15 protein-coding genes are annotated in these 18229 nt (G+C 30.5%); 9 read left to right on the top strand and 6 right to left on the bottom strand.

Annotated elements, in window-relative coordinates; all coding sequences use genetic code 11:
* Nucleotides 1-3: 3 nt before the first annotated feature.
* Complete coding sequence (locus N5D46_RS01875; RefSeq protein WP_280049022.1) at nt 4-2403, bottom strand: AAA family ATPase; 2400 nt, start codon at nt 2401-2403, stop codon at nt 4-6.
* 122 nt (nt 2404-2525) lie between these two features.
* Nucleotides 2526-3776, bottom strand: a complete 1251-nt coding sequence (locus N5D46_RS01870; protein WP_280049021.1) for a site-specific integrase — start codon at nt 3774-3776, stop codon at nt 2526-2528.
* Nucleotides 3777-4223: 447 nt separating this feature from the next.
* On the opposite strand from N5D46_RS01870, the gene N5D46_RS01865 reads away from it, so the two are divergent.
* The 3 genes from N5D46_RS01865 (at nt 4224) to N5D46_RS01855 (ending at nt 6813) form a co-directional block, all read left to right on the top strand.
* Complete coding sequence (locus tag N5D46_RS01865; protein WP_125349856.1) at nt 4224-5411, top strand: hypothetical protein; 1188 nt, start codon at nt 4224-4226, stop codon at nt 5409-5411.
* On the top strand, nt 5402-5941 hold the full coding sequence (locus N5D46_RS01860) for a DUF6705 family protein (protein ID WP_280036674.1): 540 nt from the start codon (nt 5402-5404) through the stop codon (nt 5939-5941). Before N5D46_RS01865 ends, N5D46_RS01860 begins: the two co-directional genes overlap by 10 nt.
* Nucleotides 5942-6201: 260 nt before the next feature.
* Entirely contained in the window at nt 6202-6813 is a 612-nt protein-coding gene (locus N5D46_RS01855; RefSeq protein ID WP_280049020.1) for a class I SAM-dependent methyltransferase, read from the top strand.
* A 107-nt stretch (nt 6814-6920) separates the two neighbouring features.
* Here N5D46_RS01855 and N5D46_RS01850 read toward each other — a convergent pair whose 3' ends face one another.
* From N5D46_RS01850 to N5D46_RS01840, 3 genes are all read right to left on the bottom strand, one after another.
* On the bottom strand, nt 6921-8513 hold the full coding sequence (locus N5D46_RS01850; protein WP_280049019.1) for a S41 family peptidase: 1593 nt from the start codon (nt 8511-8513) through the stop codon (nt 6921-6923).
* Between the two features lie 33 nt (nt 8514-8546).
* The gene (locus N5D46_RS01845) at nt 8547-9146 is read right to left on the bottom strand and encodes an HD domain-containing protein (RefSeq protein ID WP_219033870.1); all 600 of its coding nucleotides are present in this window, start codon (nt 9144-9146) and stop codon (nt 8547-8549) included.
* A gap of 84 nt (nt 9147-9230) precedes the next feature.
* Complete coding sequence (locus N5D46_RS01840; RefSeq protein WP_280049018.1) at nt 9231-11309, bottom strand: S8 family peptidase; 2079 nt, start codon at nt 11307-11309, stop codon at nt 9231-9233.
* 325 nt (nt 11310-11634) lie between these two features.
* Between N5D46_RS01840 and N5D46_RS01835 the strand changes: the two genes are divergently transcribed.
* The 6 genes from N5D46_RS01835 to N5D46_RS01810 all read left to right on the top strand — a co-directional run bounded on the left by N5D46_RS01835 (nt 11635) and on the right by N5D46_RS01810 (nt 17454).
* Entirely contained in the window at nt 11635-12162 is a 528-nt protein-coding gene (locus N5D46_RS01835; protein WP_180905332.1) for a 30S ribosomal protein S16, read from the top strand.
* Nucleotides 12163-12186: 24 nt separating this feature from the next.
* The gene (gene rimM, locus N5D46_RS01830; protein ID WP_280049017.1) at nt 12187-12711 is read left to right on the top strand and encodes a ribosome maturation factor RimM; all 525 of its coding nucleotides are present in this window, start codon (nt 12187-12189) and stop codon (nt 12709-12711) included.
* 129 nt (nt 12712-12840) lie between these two features.
* Nucleotides 12841-14523, top strand: a complete 1683-nt coding sequence (locus N5D46_RS01825) for a glutamine--tRNA ligase/YqeY domain fusion protein (protein WP_125349536.1) — start codon at nt 12841-12843, stop codon at nt 14521-14523.
* 91 nt (nt 14524-14614) lie between these two features.
* Entirely contained in the window at nt 14615-15313 is a 699-nt protein-coding gene (gene radC / locus N5D46_RS01820; RefSeq protein WP_125349537.1) for a DNA repair protein RadC, read from the top strand.
* Nucleotides 15314-15340: 27 nt separating this feature from the next.
* Nucleotides 15341-16570, top strand: coding sequence for a polysaccharide deacetylase family protein (locus N5D46_RS01815; RefSeq protein ID WP_280049016.1), 1230 nt, complete (start codon nt 15341-15343; stop codon nt 16568-16570).
* Nucleotides 16567-17454, top strand: a complete 888-nt coding sequence (locus tag N5D46_RS01810; protein WP_219033877.1) for a hypothetical protein — start codon at nt 16567-16569, stop codon at nt 17452-17454. Before N5D46_RS01815 ends, N5D46_RS01810 begins: the two co-directional genes overlap by 4 nt.
* On the opposite strand, the gene N5D46_RS01805 is transcribed toward N5D46_RS01810, so the two are convergent.
* The gene (locus N5D46_RS01805; protein WP_280049015.1) at nt 17428-18201 is read right to left on the bottom strand and encodes a class I SAM-dependent methyltransferase; all 774 of its coding nucleotides are present in this window, start codon (nt 18199-18201) and stop codon (nt 17428-17430) included. The two genes, N5D46_RS01810 and N5D46_RS01805, sit on opposite strands and share 27 nt — an antisense overlap.
* Between the last annotated feature and the right edge of the window lie 28 nt (nt 18202-18229).

Below are 18229 nucleotides of genomic sequence, written 5' to 3'. Positions count from 1 at the left end.
TATTTATGATTGAGGCGTTTCTGATTCAGCAAGAACTTCGACTCCAATGCTTAAAAGTAAAGCTTCATATTGTTCACTGTCTTTTTCTTTGATTTTATCTAAAATGAATGTTGCAGTTTTTTTCATTTCAGGTATATCAATGGGGGTCATACCTTTTTCAAACAATGCTTCTAAATGTGAAAATTCATTATTTATTCTGTCTGTTAAGCTTGAAGCTTGTCTATTCCCTCCAAAAAATCTTATTAGTTTATCGTCTTTTTCGACTGCATTTGGATACTTGTAATAAAGAAATGCTTCTAAAAACTTTCGTGTATTGTTTCCGAAGTTGTAAAATAAGTTATGTTGGATTTCATCGTCAGCATTGGCTGTTGAACACAAATAAATTTGATGAAACAAAAAATTAAATTCAGTTACATAATCCTTTAAATAACGTGGCATTATTTTGATTTTACTGCTTTCTTTTTCTCGTGTAATCAAGAAGTATGCACTCTGGTTTTTATTTAAAGCACTCGGCAAACGTTTCAAGTATTTTAGAAAATCAAGGTTGTGTGTAGAAATGAATATTTGTTCAAACTCTTGTTTGGCAATAATTTCAGCATTAATAAGAGAATAAACGAAAAAAATGTGATTGCTATCTAAACTTGAAATTGGATCATCAATCCAAATGATTGGTTTGCTTCCTTTGGTATCAACATCTTCAAGTTTTGCCATAAAGTAACAAAATGCAATCAAACTACATTCACCTTCGCTTAGGTGGTGTGCTTTCTTTCCGTTTCTTACTATTTCAAATCGTATTTTTTTACCGCCTGAAACATCTGCATCTCCTAAGGCTTGTAATGTTAGAAAATCATGCCCGAAGAAATTGTTTAGATATTCATTTACTTTCAACGCTCCTTTTTCTTCATCTTTCATCAGGCGTTCTTTATCTTCAATCTGGGTAATCTGTTGTCTAATTTTCTCTTCTACAGCTTGCTTGCCCTGTGTTTCGTTTTCAGAAGTTTCTTTCAATGTCTGTATTCTTGCGGTTGCATTCGAATATTGAATTGTTGTTACAAAATCGGAGACTTCACGTAATTTCAAAAGTTTTTTTGCTTCTGTTTGTTCGCTACCCAAGGAATTACTATACCCGTTTGCTTCATTTTTATATTTTTCAAAAATTTCCCAACACCATTGAATTCTCTTACTATTATCAATAATATCAATATATTCTTTAGTATTTAAAAGGTCATCTTTTCGTTCTTTAAGGCTTGTAATAATGCGATTTAATTCTATTTTGATTTTATCAACGATGTTATGTCTTAGTGAAATTAATCTATCTAAATCCGAATGAAATTTTGAATAAAAAGCACTTTTGTCGATTTGAAGTTGTGAATCAACATCGCGAATTGAATTTTCAACTTGAGAAATTAACACATTGATTTCTATTTCTAATTTCTCAGATTCTTCGTCAAAATGGCTGTCCAGTTCGTTCCAACGATTCTCTGAAATATCATTGCCACAAAAAGCACATTGTTCAAGTTTATCTTTGTGTATTTGTCGTCCATCTTTAACCCAACGATTAAGAATAGCATCTTTCAAAAGTTGCTCGATTTTGTTAGAACTGCTGATTGATTTCGTAACAAGTTCTTTCGCTTTTGTATTAAGCGTGTTTAAATCTAAATTTGGTTTTACAATTGTGGGAATATCTGCATTTGTTCTCTCATTCAGTAAATTTTGTTTTTCTGTTATTTCGGTATCTGTTAATGGTAGAAACGAAGTTTCTAAAACAGTGGAAATATCATTTTGAAGTTTATTGATGTTATAATTTTGGTCACCAAACTTTTCAGATTTGTATTTTATTCCGTTAGGGTTGTTAGTTGCTTTATGGCTTAGTTGTTGGCTCAAACTACTGTTCTCTGTTTGATACGCTTGTAATGCTGTGTTTGCAATTGTTGTAGCGTTTTTAAGTTCAAGATAAAATCCAGTTTCGTTTGCTTCTTCGTTGCTACCTAAATCATGTTTTAATGTTTGTATTTCTTCTTCAATGGTGGCATTACCTCCAATTATTGCAAATGGGGTAATACTTTCATCCGAATTCACAATGAAACGAAGGTTGTCTTTTACAAAATCTTCGTTAAACACTCTGATTTTCTTTCCGTGTGCCGTTAGATTATTTTGCGTTGTATCTGCAATGTCTTGAATGCTTACTTCAAATTGTGGATTTTCGTATTTATCAGAAATGTTGCCTATTTCTAATGCTCTTACTATTCTTGAAAGAGTTGTTTTACCAGAATAGTTACGTCCGTATAAAATGTTGATTGGTTTAAATAAAACTATATTATTTCCATCGTCGCGAATAGCTGTGTCCCAATTGAAATTTTGGAAAACAGCAAGGTTATTGATTGATTTGAACTTCGTAATCATTATGGCATTATTCTGAATTTATGATTTAAGTATTACAATATGGATGAAATACGAATATAATGAAATATAATTATTTATTAAGATGATGGAACTTCCAAATCTATCATCTGAAGAATATTATATTAAAGTTGAGTAATGAAAGACCGTTCCATACCCTTGAATTTATGGGAAACCTTTTGCATATCCTTTCCGACTTTCTCGTTGAGTATCTTGGCATAAATCTGTGTGGTAGCAATGTTCTTATGTCCTAACATCTTGCTTAAACTTTCCAGCGGAACACCCTCACTCAAAAACAAGGTAGCAAATGTATGACGTGCCAAATGGAACGTTACTCTCTTTTCTTTTAGACAGTCAATCTGTTGGGATATTCTCTTTAGGCTGTCATTGCAGACTGTGTTTGATGGTACAGGGAATACCTTTCCATCCTTTGAAAATCCCGCATATTTCTCAATAATCATTTTAGGAATATCCAACAGCATCACGTTTGACGATGTGGCTGTCTTTTTCCTACGTATGATAATCCATTGGTTGCCATCAAAGAAATCCTGAATATTGCTGTTTCTAAGTCCTTTCATATCTGAATAGGAAAGACCTGTAAAGCAACTGAAAACAAACAGGTCTTTAACCAATTCGTCTTTCTTTTTCTCGCAGTTGAACGTTACGAGCTGTTCCAATTCGTTCCGTAGCAGATAGCCACGGTCTTTGTCCTTTTTAGTATTCTTGTATTCGCTGAACGGGTTGAAAGCAAGATGTTTTCTACTCATTGCCAATCGGCAAAGCGTAGTAAATCCAATCATATACAGCCAAATGGTGTTGTGTGTCAAGCTTTGGTCGTCACGCAGGTAGTAATCAAAGTCCTGTACAAAACCAGGTGTAAGGTCATTAAAGGACAAATCGGAATAACCGTATTTTGTAAGTGCAAAATTTCGTAGGTGTTTTAAAAGTATTTTGTATTTACTGCGTGTGCCATTTACCCGAAGTCCACTATTAACCTTTTTCTCATAGTCCAATAGGAACTGTTCATAGAATTTGAAAAAGGTCAGTTCTCCGCTTTCCATCCCAAGAACGGCATTTTTAAGTTTAGCACTGTTTACAGCCCCCTCATTCTTTAGAATTTTGGAATAGCATTCCTCAATACCCGAACGAATTTTGTCAAGTTTCCTGTTTGTGTCTTGTGCTTCTCGGCTTTTACCCAAAACCCTGCCGTACTTCAAATCCCAATTTGTTGCGGAAATATCCAGCTTGGTACTGAATGCAGACTGTTTGCCGTTTACGGTAATTCTGCACATAACCGTAACTTTTCCGTTTTTCTTTGGGGCGTTCTTTTTAAGGTAGAACAATACCTTAAACGTTGATTTTTTTGTCGTTTCCATACTCACAATTCTTAATGATAAAATTAAACCTATGTGAGCTACGGAACAATATGAAAAACTATGCAAAAAGCTGAAATACAGTATTTTAAACGATTATTTCTAATGTTTAAAAGTAACGTTTTAGTAACCTTACTTTTGCCAAACCTCGCTTTTTACTGCTTTTTACCTCATTACCAAAAAATCATAAAACGGCTGTAAAGTCTTTATTTACAACCGTTTTGACTGTTATTAATCTTTGATGTATTTTTACTGAAACTTTATTTTAAAAATCTATTATTTCTTCTCTGTTTACTTATTTTTAATAGCTGTGTATTAGAGGAAGATACTATTCAAATTGAAAAAACAGAACAAGAAAAGAAAACGTTTGCTATTTTTTCACAATCTTCAAACATTCAAGGAAAAAGTAATAAATCTGCTATTGATTATGCAAATGGTTTTTCTATCTTAATGCAACGATATGATAGTATACACAATACTAATATATCAGGACTTGTAAACACTACGAACATTGTCGAACATAAAAAGAACTCTTTACAAAATGTTATTGTAGAAAGTAAAGAATTTTACATCGAAAATCGATTACATTCACAAACTATTTTTGATGAAAATGGAGATATATGGGTGATGTATCCTAGAATTAAAAATAACTCAGTAGATGGTTTATTAATTGCAAGCTATACTGATAATGGGACCAATGTCTTTTTTAGTTATGTGAAAAAGGATAGTGAATTGTATATTTCGAACGTAAAGTTATTTCAAGAAAAATTTGATAAACAAATCAATAATTCAATTAACAAAAAAGCTAATGGAGATAATTGTGGTTTTGAAGGTTTGCCTTCTTGTGATTTAGACGAGGTAATAATAACTCCTAATCCAGGTGGAAGTGGTTGTTCAAATTGTTATACTACACCTCCTGAAAACAGAGGAAGTAGTGGTTGTTCTCAATTTGTTGAGTGTATTGACAATCCTCCAGGCGGTGGAGGAGGTGGAATTATTAGTCCATTTAAAACTCCATGTGATAAGATAAAACCTATTGGAAAAAATGATAAAAGTAAAAGTTTAATGAAAGATTTAAAAATTAAAACCTCTGAAAATAAGGAACATGTTTATATTTTAAATGCTGATGGAAATAATATAAATGAAACTCATTTTGAAGGAAATGAAGGAGAAGCTGGTGTAGATTTTAATTTTTATGGTCAAATAGATGGTTTTTTACATTCTCATTTTAAAGGTTTACCCCCTGTCTTTTCAGCTGATGATATTTTAAATTTAACATATTTATATAAAAATGGATTTATTAAAGATGCAAATTCCTTTGTTTTTGGTCTTGTAACAGAAAATACTCAATATTATATTATAATTGATGATTTTGAAAGTTTTGATAATTTTTCAAATATCGTTATGATGGGCGGAAATGAAATAAGTGACTCTGTGTACGACTACTACAATCTTGTATATCAAAGCTCTGGAATTAAAGAATCTAATAGTGTTTCTACGAATGAATATTTATTTCTTAAATATCTAGAAGCTCAAAAATCAGGATTGAAATTACTTAAATCCGATTCAGAACTAAATGATTGGAAACTATTATCAAGTGCTACAAATGGTAAAATAAATGAAACAAAATGCAATTAATTATGTATAAAATTAAATTTTTTATATCTATCATTATTATGATAATATCTTTACAAGTTCATTCTCAAACTTTAAAAACAACATCTAATAGTAATAACCTAAATAATAATATAGATAACTTTATAGGGACTTGGTATTGGAAAGATAATGGTAAATCTTTGAAAATAATTTTTAAAAAAGATAATATAGATCTTCCTATGTATGACAATGTAAAAACAGATGTTTTAATAGGTTTTCATAAATACATTTCTAATAATATAGTTGTTGAAAATTCCACTCAATACATTAACAGTCGTTTTACTGATAAGAAGTCTACTATTTTAGGAACTACTTATGAATCATCTAATAAATTAGAAGGAACAATAAAACATGTCTCTAAAAATAAAAGTTTAAAATTTAAAATATTATATATAGATTCAAAACATATAAAACTAGAAATGTTAGAGAATATTAATAGAATTAGAATTAATCAATCAAAAATCAGCAAAGAGATTGACTTACCTCAAAATATTATTTTAACAAAAGAATAGTCACATTGAATACATTTTTTTTGGCTTAGGTTTGAAACTTCTGTAATTAATTGGACGAATTTACATTATATTGCTTTTATCGTTTTGCTTTCTAGAAAAATAAAAGTTTAAACAGGTTTAATATAAAGACTATAACACCTTTTATGTTAAAGTAAAAGGTGTTTTTTTATAGAAAAAAATAGACTCACAGTTCTGTAATTTTTGTTATGCTTCATTTTAAATAAAAAGTCGAAATTGCACCTAAACAAAATACAAAAGCTATGAACGACAATAAAAAATCTCATTGGGAACATATATACGAAGTAAAAACTCCAGAAGAAGTGAGTTGGACACAAGAAAAACCAGAAACTTCTTTAAATTTTATTCATTCTTTTGGAGCTGATAAAACAGCTAAAATTATTGATATTGGTGGTGGAGATAGTAAGTTGGTCGATTTTTTATTGGAAGAAGGATATGAAAATATTTCTGTTTTGGATATTTCTGCAAACGCGTTGGAAAGAGCAAAAAAGCGTTTAGGAAATAATGCAGAAAAAGTAACTTGGATTGTTGCTGATATCACCGAATTTGAACCTACGGAACAATACGATATTTGGCACGATAGAGCAGTTTTTCATTTTTTAATAGAAGAAAATGACATCAAAAAGTACCAAGATTTGGTCGCGAAAGCTGTAAAAAGAAATATGGTAATTGGAACTTTTTCGAAAAACGGACCATTAAAATGTAGTGGTTTGGAAATAAAACAAAATGATAAAACTTCTTTAACTTCTACTTTTGAAAATAATTTTGAGAAAATAGATTGTTTTACAATTGATCATAAAACGCCGTTTGATACAATACAAAATTTTATTTTTTGTAGTTTCAACAAAAAATAAAATGCGTTAGGGATAGTAGTGGAAATCCTTTTTTGTAGACGCGGTGTCTACAAAAAAGATTGTAACGAATAGCCCGCTCAAACGCTAAAAATATAAAAATCATCTCCTTAATTCAGGAGATGATTTTCTTTTTTTAAAACTTTATTGTATTCGATATTTCCTTTTTTAATATCATTTAAAATCCATTTCAGTTCAGCATCCGTACGCTTAATTTTATCTTGCAAATTAGGTTGAATAACTTGGTTTGGATAAACACCATGCGCCTGTTCATCTCGCTTTTCAATAGGAGAAAGATAAACTGTACCAACCGAAATTTTGAGTTTGGAATTGGGCAACGTAAATTTTGGCATCAACCCAGCAACCGTTCCATTAAAATCTCCTCCCGTTTCTTCACCTACAAAAAATGCTCGATTTTTTAGTTGAAGATTAGCCGAAATCAACGCCGAAGCAGAGTAAGAACCACCATTTATAATGACATACAAATTGTGGTGATACACGAGCTCTTTATCTATTTTGACATGCGAAAAAGGCATGTGCAATTCGTATTCATTTTTAGCATTTTTTGACGTCGAAAAATAAGTATAACCCGATCCCAACCAAAGCAACGGATAGGAATAAACGGGAAAAAGATTGTACAACGACTTGCCAAAAGAGGTTTTGTTCGCGACGATTTTTTCACCTAAAAATGCCTTGGAATCATCGACCAAATAAGCGTATAAATAGTGTGAATCTTTTAGGTAACCACCACCATTGTTGCGTAGATCGAGAACTAAATTTTGGACTTTATGATTCTTGATATCCGTAAAAACTTCTTTATATAGTTCGCGTATTTTACCTTTTCTAAAATCTGTTACTTTTAATACCGCTATCGTACTATCATTCGTAGGAAAAGCCAAATCTTTAGAATAGGTTTTGGAGCTTTTAGAATAACCATATTTCTTTTGTTTTATCCTTACTTTTCGCTCAACTTCTTTCTGCTCTTTTGTAATTTTTGGTGTTTCTGCAACCTTTTCACTTTTAGGTTTGGGATAAGTGCGAAATGTTTTTTTTCGGATGATTGAATTTCCCATTTTAAAGGTTAATTCAACCGAATCTTTAATTCCATTTTCTAAAGTAAAATAATTAAGAAAAGTTCTGTTAAACACATTATCCGAAAAAGTTTGATTTTCACCATCTCCATAAATACTTTTTTTATATTTATCGTATAAATACTTTGTAGAAACACTATCTATATAAAGCAAAGCCGAACCTTGATTAATCGGATTGATTTTACTGTAATCTGCCACTAAAAAAACTGAATCATTTTGCCAAAAAAAACTATAATCACTAAAAGCAGATTTAGATTCTTTGTATTTTTTTTCCTTACTCTTTTCTATTCGTTTATATATCGGATAAATATCTGTATGACCATGTTCTAAACTTTCGAAAATCGGAAAAAACTTGACATAAAAATCATTTGGTTTCAATGGTTGATGAATTGTTTTTTTTAGGCTATCAAATTTATAATCAATTTGTTTTTGAGAAGTGTATAAATCTAATTTTGGATGATATCTTTTTAGTTTTTTATAAACAAAATCTACATCTTTTTTCAATTTATTTGCAGGAATCTCTTTATCAATATGTGCATTGTATTTCTCTACAGAAACACAGCTGCATATCAACAAAAATGACAAATAAATTAGAGTAGATTTTAATTGCATTGAGGATAATTAAATGAATAATAAGTTACAATATTATTTCACTTCTTGATAAAATTCTTCGATAAAATTTTCCATATACTGATGACGTTTTAAAGCAATTTCTTTTGCTGTTTTGGTATTCATCAACTCTTTTAATTTAAATAATTTATCATAAAAATGTTGCACGCTAGAAGCGTCTTTCGAATTATCGTACGGATTATATAAAATACTACCTACACTTCCGCCATATGCAAAACAACGCGCAATACCAACCGCTCCAATTGCATCTAAACGATCAGCATCTTGCACAATTTCAGCCTCGATAGTTGTTGGTTTATTTCCTTTACTAAATGAAACTTGCGAGACTATTTCCAATACTTTCTGAATTGATTCTTCCTCTACATGAATTGATTCTAAAAATTTTCTAATTAATTCCTCCGATTTATCAACTCCATTATGCAATTTATAATCACCGATATCATGTGTCCAAGCTGCTAATTCAACCAAAAAAGAATCTGCATTTTCAGTTTCTAAAATCTTCTTCGCATTTGTCACCACACGTTCTATGTGAAAATAATCGTGTCCTGTTCCTTCATCTAAAAAAGTTTTTTTGATATAAGCTTGTGTCTGAATAAGTATTTCTTGTTTGTTCATTTTTTAATAATCTATTTCACGCTAAAATAAAAAACTTCAATAACAATGTTATTGAAGTTTTAAATTAATAGAAAAAATACTGTTCTATTGTTTTACAATTTTCTTAGAAACCGATTGTTTATCTGTTTTGATATTAATAATGTAAACACCTGTCGGTAAATTTGAAATATTAATTTGTTTCTTATCCGAAGACGAAACTTTTTTTCCGGTCATATCAAAAATATCTACAACTGTTATTTTTTCAGTTGTCTGTACATTTACAATATCTTTTGCTAATGTTGGATAAACAGAAATCGATTTATCAACAGCTAACTCATCTGTATTAAGAGCTCCAGTTGTTCTACCTGTTATCAATACAGTAACATCCTGATTCTTTTTAACTCCTGCGTTATCTATTAAATTTCCTTTATTTGAAATAATAACTTTATATTTTGCTCCTTTTGTTGGAGTCTTTATAAGAACTTGTTCATAATTATCTACTGTATTATCTCCTTTGATTGCAGGACCAGTAACATTATTTAAATCTAATTTCCATGGAAAATAAGTAACATTTGTAGAACTTTCTACTACTCTTAAATCAAAATCATTAATCAATCTTGAAGACTGATTATAAAATAAATCATTTATATTTTTAAAATAAGCTGCTTCTGGGTCTATCCAGGAAATACTTGCTTTCAAAGGTGTTCCATCGGAAGTTATTTCATACACTATATCTGTACCTGAAACTTTTGATTTTCTTTCAAACAATTTTGTATCATCTAATAAAACCTCTGCTGCTTTTTTAGTATTTAATAATCCCCAACCAAAATAAATATCTGGTCCATCATTATCTCCAGCCTCATCAGCAGTATGTAAAAGTAGTGTTTTAGCTTCATCTCCAAAAAAAGTAAATGTAGAATTATTATTTACTAATCTTTGTAACTGAGTCAACATTCCCATTGCCCCCGTCACAATTGGTGCAGAAAAAGATGTACCACTTCCTATAATAAATACATTATTTTGTGTAGGATTTGATGAGTCATATGAAGGAGCAATCAAAGAATCTCCATAAGTAGAAATATCTGGTTTAATTGCTCCATCTTTACGAGGTCCAACACTTGAAAATGTTGCTCTATTATCTTTTGTTAATGTCGTAAATTTATAATCAGTAGTATTCGGTAATTTAACCGCTCCTACAACAATGATATTTTTAGCCAATGACCCCCAACCAATACAATATGCATCATTAATACAATTTTTTGAAGGTATTACTTCCGATGCAGTAAAAGGTGTCCAAATCCCATCTTTGTATTGGAATTTTGGATTAGTATCAGAGGCATCTGGTCCCGAACCATAATAATTACCTGCTGATTTAACAACAATATAATTTGGATTATTATAAACCGTCTTGTCAAAATCAGCATCAGAACTATAATAAGATCCACTCAAAGTAGCACTGGCGTCCTTAACTAAATCTTGATAATTTGTCATATTAAAATACCATCCAGGACCTAATTTATCTGTCTTAGAATAATAATTATCCCATCCTAAATTTACACCATAAGAATGATTAGATAAATTTTCTTTTGCATTTAAAAGCTTCTGTATATTGTTTCCATTTGTTGTTGTATTAAAACTGCTATTTTTTATTTTAGCTTTTGTTAATACTCCTTTAGCTGCATATTGTGGGTATCCATTAAATGAAGCTCTACCTTCGGCTGCAATAAAACCTGATACAGAAGTTGCATGATCAGATATTGCAGTTGCTCCATTTTCGGTATCAAATAATCTGCTTGAATTTCCATAATCAAGATCTCTAAACTCAATATGTGTTCCTAGCGCTGCCCCTCCGTCCATTACTAGTACACTAACATCTTTCCCATTCAAAACAAAACTATTAATACCTTCATTTTGTAACTCAGTAATACCCGCTCCTGTATTTGCTCTAATATCATCAGTTTGGTAAAAAAAAGGTGAATCTTCTATAAAACCTGCGAGATTAGAAATTCCTTTTGATTGATCTACAATTACAGATTTAGCATTCTTATTCTGTAGACTATTAAACTTCTGTTCATTCTTTAATTGCTGCTCTTCCAGTTTTTTATAAAAAATCGCATTATTATCCTGCGCAAAAGAAGCTGACAATCCAAATAATGTAAATAATAAAATAAATGTTTTCTTCATACTATGTTTATTTATGTAATTTTATTCACTAATTATTGAAGGAGTTATTGTTGAATCTCTTATAATTAGTGTATCATTAATTTTAATATGGTCATCATTAATAATCACCGAGTCTATATCATTTTTCTTATTAAGCTCAGTAGAATTGGTCTTACATGACAATAATAATGTAAGTATCATTAATGTTAAATATTTCATGAAATTGATTTATACAAAATTAGAATTAATATCTGAATACTAATTCTAATTCATATTATTATTTTTTTGTATATTTGCACCTCAAATTTGTAAAACGGGACGAGTTCCCAAAATAATTAGTTATACTATGGCTACAAGAATTAGATTACAAAGACATGGTCGTAAAGGAAAACCATTCTTTCACATCGTAGTTGCTGACTCAAGAGCAAAACGTGATGGTCGTTTCATCGAAAAATTAGGTACTTACAACCCAATTACTAACCCTGCAACTGTAGAATTAAATGTTGATTCTGCTGTAAAATGGTTACAAACTGGTGCTGAGCCAACTAATACTGCTAAAGCTTTATTATCTTACAAAGGTGCTTTTATGAAAAAACACTTATTAGGTGGTGTTGCTAAAGGTGCGTTTTCTCAAGAAGAAGCTGACAAACGTTTCGACGCTTGGTTAGAAGCTAAAGGTGAAAAAGTTCAAGCTAAAAAAGACGGTTTAACTTCAGGTGCTGCTGCTGCTAAAGCTGCTGCATTAGAAGCTGAAAAAGCTGTTAATGAAGCTCGTGTAAAAGCTGCTCAGGAAGCTGAAGCTGCTGCACAAGTTGAAGAAACTCCTGCTGAAGAAGCAGAAGGTACAACTGAAGAAGTTGCTACAGAAGAATAATTTTTAAGTTCAGAGACGTTCCAAATGACAAAAAATGATTGCTACTATTTAGGTAAAGTTACAAAGAGACATGGTTTCAAAGGTAATTTAATCATTCACTTGGATACAGACGAACCAGAATTATACGATACTTTGGAAGCAGTGTTCATCGAGCAAGATGGTACACTGGTTCCATTTTTTTTCGAAACTTCTCAGCCTTATCAAGGCACAAAATTATTAGTAAAATTTGAAGATGTTGAAGACGAAGATGTCGACAAATTAATCAATCGCGAACTTTATTTACCTCTAAAATCATTACCAGAACTTTCTGGAACAGATTTTTATTACCACGAAATTGTTGGTTTCACGATTTATGATCAAACAAATACAGAAGTTGGAACGATAAAATCTGTTAACGATTCTGCTGCACAAGCTTATTTTGAAGTAGATGCAAACGGAAAAGAAATCTTAATCCCGATGATTGATGAGTGGATCTTAGAAGTTAATCGTAACGAAAAAGCAATGCTTATCCAAATTCCAAACGGATTATTGGAAATTTATTTGGGGTAACTTATCCATTATAAATCATTTATTTACTTCTATTTTTTGATTGAATTTTTCTAATTGTAAAATCCGGAATTTTCGACATTATATTTATTGTCAATTTCGTACCTTTGCAAACTCAATCGTAATTAAAAAATGGAAGAAGAAAAAAAATCATTGAATTTTATTGAGCAAATCATCGAAGATGATTTAGCCAACGGGATGCCGAAAGAAAATTTACGTTTTCGTTTCCCACCAGAACCAAATGGTTATTTGCATATCGGGCATGCAAAAGCAATCTGCTTAAACTTCGGTTTAGGACAGCGTTACAATGCGCCTGTAAACTTACGTTTTGATGACACTAATCCTGACAAAGAAGAGCAAGAATTCGTAGATTCTATCCGCGAAGATGTGAAATGGTTAGGTTTCGAGTGGGCTGAAGAACGCTATGCTTCTGATTATTTCCAGCAGCTTTACGATTGGGCTGTTCAATTAATTAAAGAAGGAAAAGCGTACATCGACGACCAGTCTTCAGAAGTGATTAATGAACAACGTAAAACACCTTTTGAACCAGGAATTGAATCTCCTTATAGAAATCGTTCTGTTGAAGAAAATTTAGATCTTTTCGAACGAATGAAAGCGGGAGAATTTGAAGAAGGAACACATGTTTTACGTGCAAAAATAGACATGACTTCTCCTAATATGAACATGCGCGACCCTGTTATGTATCGTATTTTGAAACGTCCTCATCACCGTACTGGAGACACTTGGAAAATGTACCCAATGTACGATTGGACGCATGGAGAATCTGATTATATCGAAGGAATTTCACACTCATTATGTTCATTAGAATTCAAAAATCATCGCGATTTATACGAATGGTACGCGAACAATGTGGAACTACCAAATCAACCTCAAAAACCAAAACAACGCGAATTTGCTCGTGGTAATGTTTCGTACATGATTACAAGTAAACGTAAGTTGATGAAATTGGTTCAAGAAGAAGTTGTAACAGGTTGGGACGATCCACGTATGCCTACTATTTCAGGTTTGCGTCGTCGCGGTTATACGCCAGAATCGATTAAGAATTTTTGGAATACAGCCGGTGTTGCAAAACGTGATAATGTATTGGATATTTCGTTATTAGAATTCTCTGTTCGTGATCATTTAAATAAAATTGCTCCTCGTGTTTTTGCTGTTATTGATCCAGTGAAAGTGGTAATCGAAAATTATCCAGAAGGACAAGTGGAGGAATTAGAAATTGAGAATAATCCGGAAGATGAAACAGCTGGAACTCGTATCGTTCCTTTCACAAGAGAAATCTACATCGAACGTGAAGATTTTATGGAAGAAGCGCCTAAAAAATTCTTCCGTTTATCATTAGGAAACGAAGTTCGTTTGAAAGGTGCATATTTCATTAAAGCTGAAAGAGTAGAAAAAGATGCTGAAGGAAATATCACAACAATCTATGCAACTTACGATCCTGAAACGAAGTCTGGAAGTGGAACTGAAGCTTCTAAACGTAAAGTAAAAGGTACGTTGCATTGGGTTTCTGCAACAGAGAATATTCCGATCGAAGTTCGCGAATATGATCGTTTATTTACAGTTGAATCTCCAGATGCAGAGAAAGATGTTGACTTTTTACAATTTGTCAATCCAAATTCTTTAACTGTAAAAGAAGGTTTTGCTGAGCCTGCTTTGAAAGAAGCCAAAGTGGAGGATAAATTCCAGTTTCAACGTATTGGATATTTTGCTTTAGATCGTGATTCTTCTACAGAAAAGTTAATTTTCAATAGAACAGTTACCCTTAAAGATACTTGGGCAAAAGTCAATAAATAAAAAAAACTATTTCATTAAATATCAAGCTCGAACAAATTTGTTCGAGCTTTTTTTATTATATTGTAAAATACAAAATCAATCCCTTATATAAATGGATTACTTAGAGAATAAAAATTCGATAAAAAACTGGAATGAAGATGATCGTCCTCGCGAAAAATTAGCTTTAAAAGGGCGTTCGTCACTTTCTGATACCGAATTGTTAGCGATTATCATGGGAAGTGGAAATCGTGATGAATCCGCTGTAGAGTTAGCAAAACGAATCTTAAATTCTGCAAACAATAATTGGAATGAATTAGCAAAATATTCAATTGTAGATTTATGCAAATTCAAAGGAGTTGGAGAAGCAAAAGCAATTTCGATAATCACAGCAATGGAAATTGGAAGAAGACGAAATTCGCAAGAGATTTTAGAACGCGACAAAATTACTTCAAGCAAAGACGCAGCCATAATTTTACAACAACAAATTGGTGATTTACCAAACGAAGAATTTTGGGTAATGTTTCTCAATCAAGGAAATCGAATCATTAAAACTGAGCAAATTTCACGAGGTGGAATTAATCAAACCGCTGTCGATATTCGAGTAATTTTTAAACGTGCCTTAGAGTTAATGGCAACTGGAATGATACTTTCTCACAATCATCCTTCTGGAAATCTTACTCCAAGTCAGTCTGATATACACATTACTCGAAAAATAAAAGAAGGTGCCACTCTTTTAGATATTCAAGTTTTAGATCACATTATTGTTTCTCAAAAAGATTTTTATTCATTTGCGGATGATGGTCTAATTTGATATCTTTAAGCTTTATTGAAAACTATTTTGAGTCAAAAAATCATCATATTTACAGAAAAAATAACGAATCGAATTGAATATATTTTCGATTTTATTTTTCATAATTTTTCTGGAATTGACTACAAAACGACTACAGATTTTGATGAGTTTTCACAATCAATTTTACCAAAAATCAACTTTTCAAATCAATTTTTAGAAAATGAAATCAATTATAAAGTTGATGATATTTTATTGGAAACTACCATTCAAGAAAATGTTGATTATTCAATTTTAAACGAATTTGGGAAATGTTTTTATTGGCTTTCTCGTTATGAAGAATACATTGCAAAACCAGAAAAATTTGATAAACACAATCGTTTTTTAGGTTCGGATTTAGATTATTCGAAACCAATTGTAGATGAAATTTGTATTGAAATTCAAAAAAAGATAAAGTCTAAATTTCCTGAAATTTATTTTAAACAGAGAGTTTTCAAACAGATTAATACTCATGACGTAGATTATGCATGGAAATATCTTCATCATTCTCCTAAAATAAAATTTGGTTCACTTTCAAAGAAAATTTTAAAAGGTGATTTCAAAGAATTTCAGAATCAAATCAAAATTTTAAATCAGCAAAAAAAAGATCCTTACGATACATTTGATTATTTGAAAGTTTTAGCTGAAAAACATCAAATCGAAACAGTTTTCTTTTGGTTATTGGGCGATTATTCTACTTTCGATAAAAATCATCATTGGAAAAATAATGCTCAAAAAAATTTAATAAATAACATTTCAACTTGGGCAAAAATTGGAATTCACCCTTCTTATCAATCTAATTTTGATGAAAATAAATTAACAATTGAAATTAATCGATTAGAAAAAATTAGCAATCAACCGATAAAAAAATCACGTCAACATTTCATTAAATTGAATTTCCCTTACACTTATCAACAATTGTTAATAAATGAAATTTTGGAAGATTACACCATGGGATTCCCACATCAATTAGGCTTTAGAGCTGGAACATCTACTCCATTCAAATGGTTTGACTTATCAAGAAATCAACAAACATTGTTAAAAATATATCCTTTTGTCGCAATGGATGTTACATTGAAAAATTATTTAAAATTAACACCGCAACAAGCTTTAGAGGAAATAAAACGATTGAAACAAACAATTAAAGCCACAAACGGAACGTTTATAACATTATTCCACCAATCAAACTTGAACGAAGATTGGACTGAATGGCGAAAAATTTACGAAAGTATTTTTAAATGATAAAAAGAGTTTCTCGAAAAAAATTAGATGTTAATAAATATACCGAATGTCTCAACAAATCGGTGAATTACCGCATTTATGCCGAAGTTTTTTATTTGGATGCTTTAGTTGAAAACAATTGGGATTGTTATGTTTTGAACGATTATGAAGCCATAATGCCTTTGCCATATACAAAAAAAATTGGTATAAAATTTATTACACAACCAATTTATTGTCAACAATTAGGAGTTTTTCATCAAGAAAATTTCTCAAAAGAAACTTTTCAACTTTTTGAGAAAAAACTACATCGAAATTTAGTGAGAGCTTATGCTTTTAATGAGGAAAATACAGAGATGTTTGAACCGAAGGGACAGAAAAAGGTTAATTATATTTTAGATTTGAATCAAGATTATGAAATTTTATTTTCAAATTACAGTAGAAATAGAAAAAATGAAATTCGTAAAGTAGAAAAATCCAATTATAACATTGAAAAAGTTACTCAATTAAATCGATTTTTCAAAATAAATTCATCTTATGAATATTTGATCGCAAATAATTTAATAAACTATTCGCAAGAAAAAATTCAAAGTTTATTTAATCAAAAAATTATTAATATTTATGAAATTTTTGATCAAGAAGAAAATTTAATTGGTTGTCAACTAATCATGATTTCTAAAAATCGAGTTTATAATTTTGCTTTTGCAAGAAATAAGAATTCAAAAAGTAATTTTGGATCAGCTTACATAATAGATTACATTATCAAAAACTTTTCTAATTCAGAATTAACACTTGATTTCGAAGGTTCTATGATTCCTTCTATAGCTAAATTTATGCAAGGTTTTGGTGCTATAAAAAATCATTATACAAACTATTCTAATTTAGACTTTTTGACAAAGAAAAATTAATTCACGATAGCCATTTCCAACAGAAAGTTTCTTTGCTAAATTATGATCAATTTTATTTCGATAATCTATTTTTTCGACAATTATATTTTCACGTTTTAATCTTTCTTGAAAGTCCTGTCCATGCAATCTCAATAAATCTTTTTCACCATAATTTTTTAATCGTTCTTCTTCCGTCTTAAGCTCAGCATTTTCAAACGTATTATTTATTGGATGAATAGGAGTTTGAATCAAAGCTTTTCCTCCTTTTTTTAGAACGCGAAACAATTCATCAATTGCCTTTTTTTCGTTTGGAATATGCCCTAAAACATGACAACAAATTATATAATCAAATGTGTTATCAGGATAATTTATTGAAGTAATATCCATTTCTTCATCAGCAAGATTAATGTTAATATCAGCATTGATATAACGTAAATTATCGGTCTGTTTAAAAATATTTTTCAATGCGTCTTCTGGAGCAATATGCAATAATTTATTCGGTTTAACCAATAAATCTGTTTCATTTTTTATAAACTCTAACAAAACTCTTGTCCTTTCTAATGAACCACAATTTGGACATTCAGCATTTTCTCGGTTATCTATACCGTTTGATTTATCCAAAAACTTAGAAAAAGATTGTTCGCAACAATTACAATAAAAATTATTTCCTTTCAGAAATAATCCATTCAATTTCTTTAAATTTTTTCTATTATTAATTCTTATCTTTTCGGAAAATATTTTTTTATAAAATGTTTTAATTGCATTCATTACTTACAAACGTTAAGACTGCTATTTT

The sequence above is a fragment of the Empedobacter sp. GD03865 genome, from assembly GCF_029840775.1.
GTDB lineage: Bacteria > Bacteroidota > Bacteroidia > Flavobacteriales > Weeksellaceae > Empedobacter > Empedobacter falsenii_B.
Note: the sequence above shows the minus strand (reverse complement) of the source record. Positions and strands in the feature narration are given on the sequence as shown.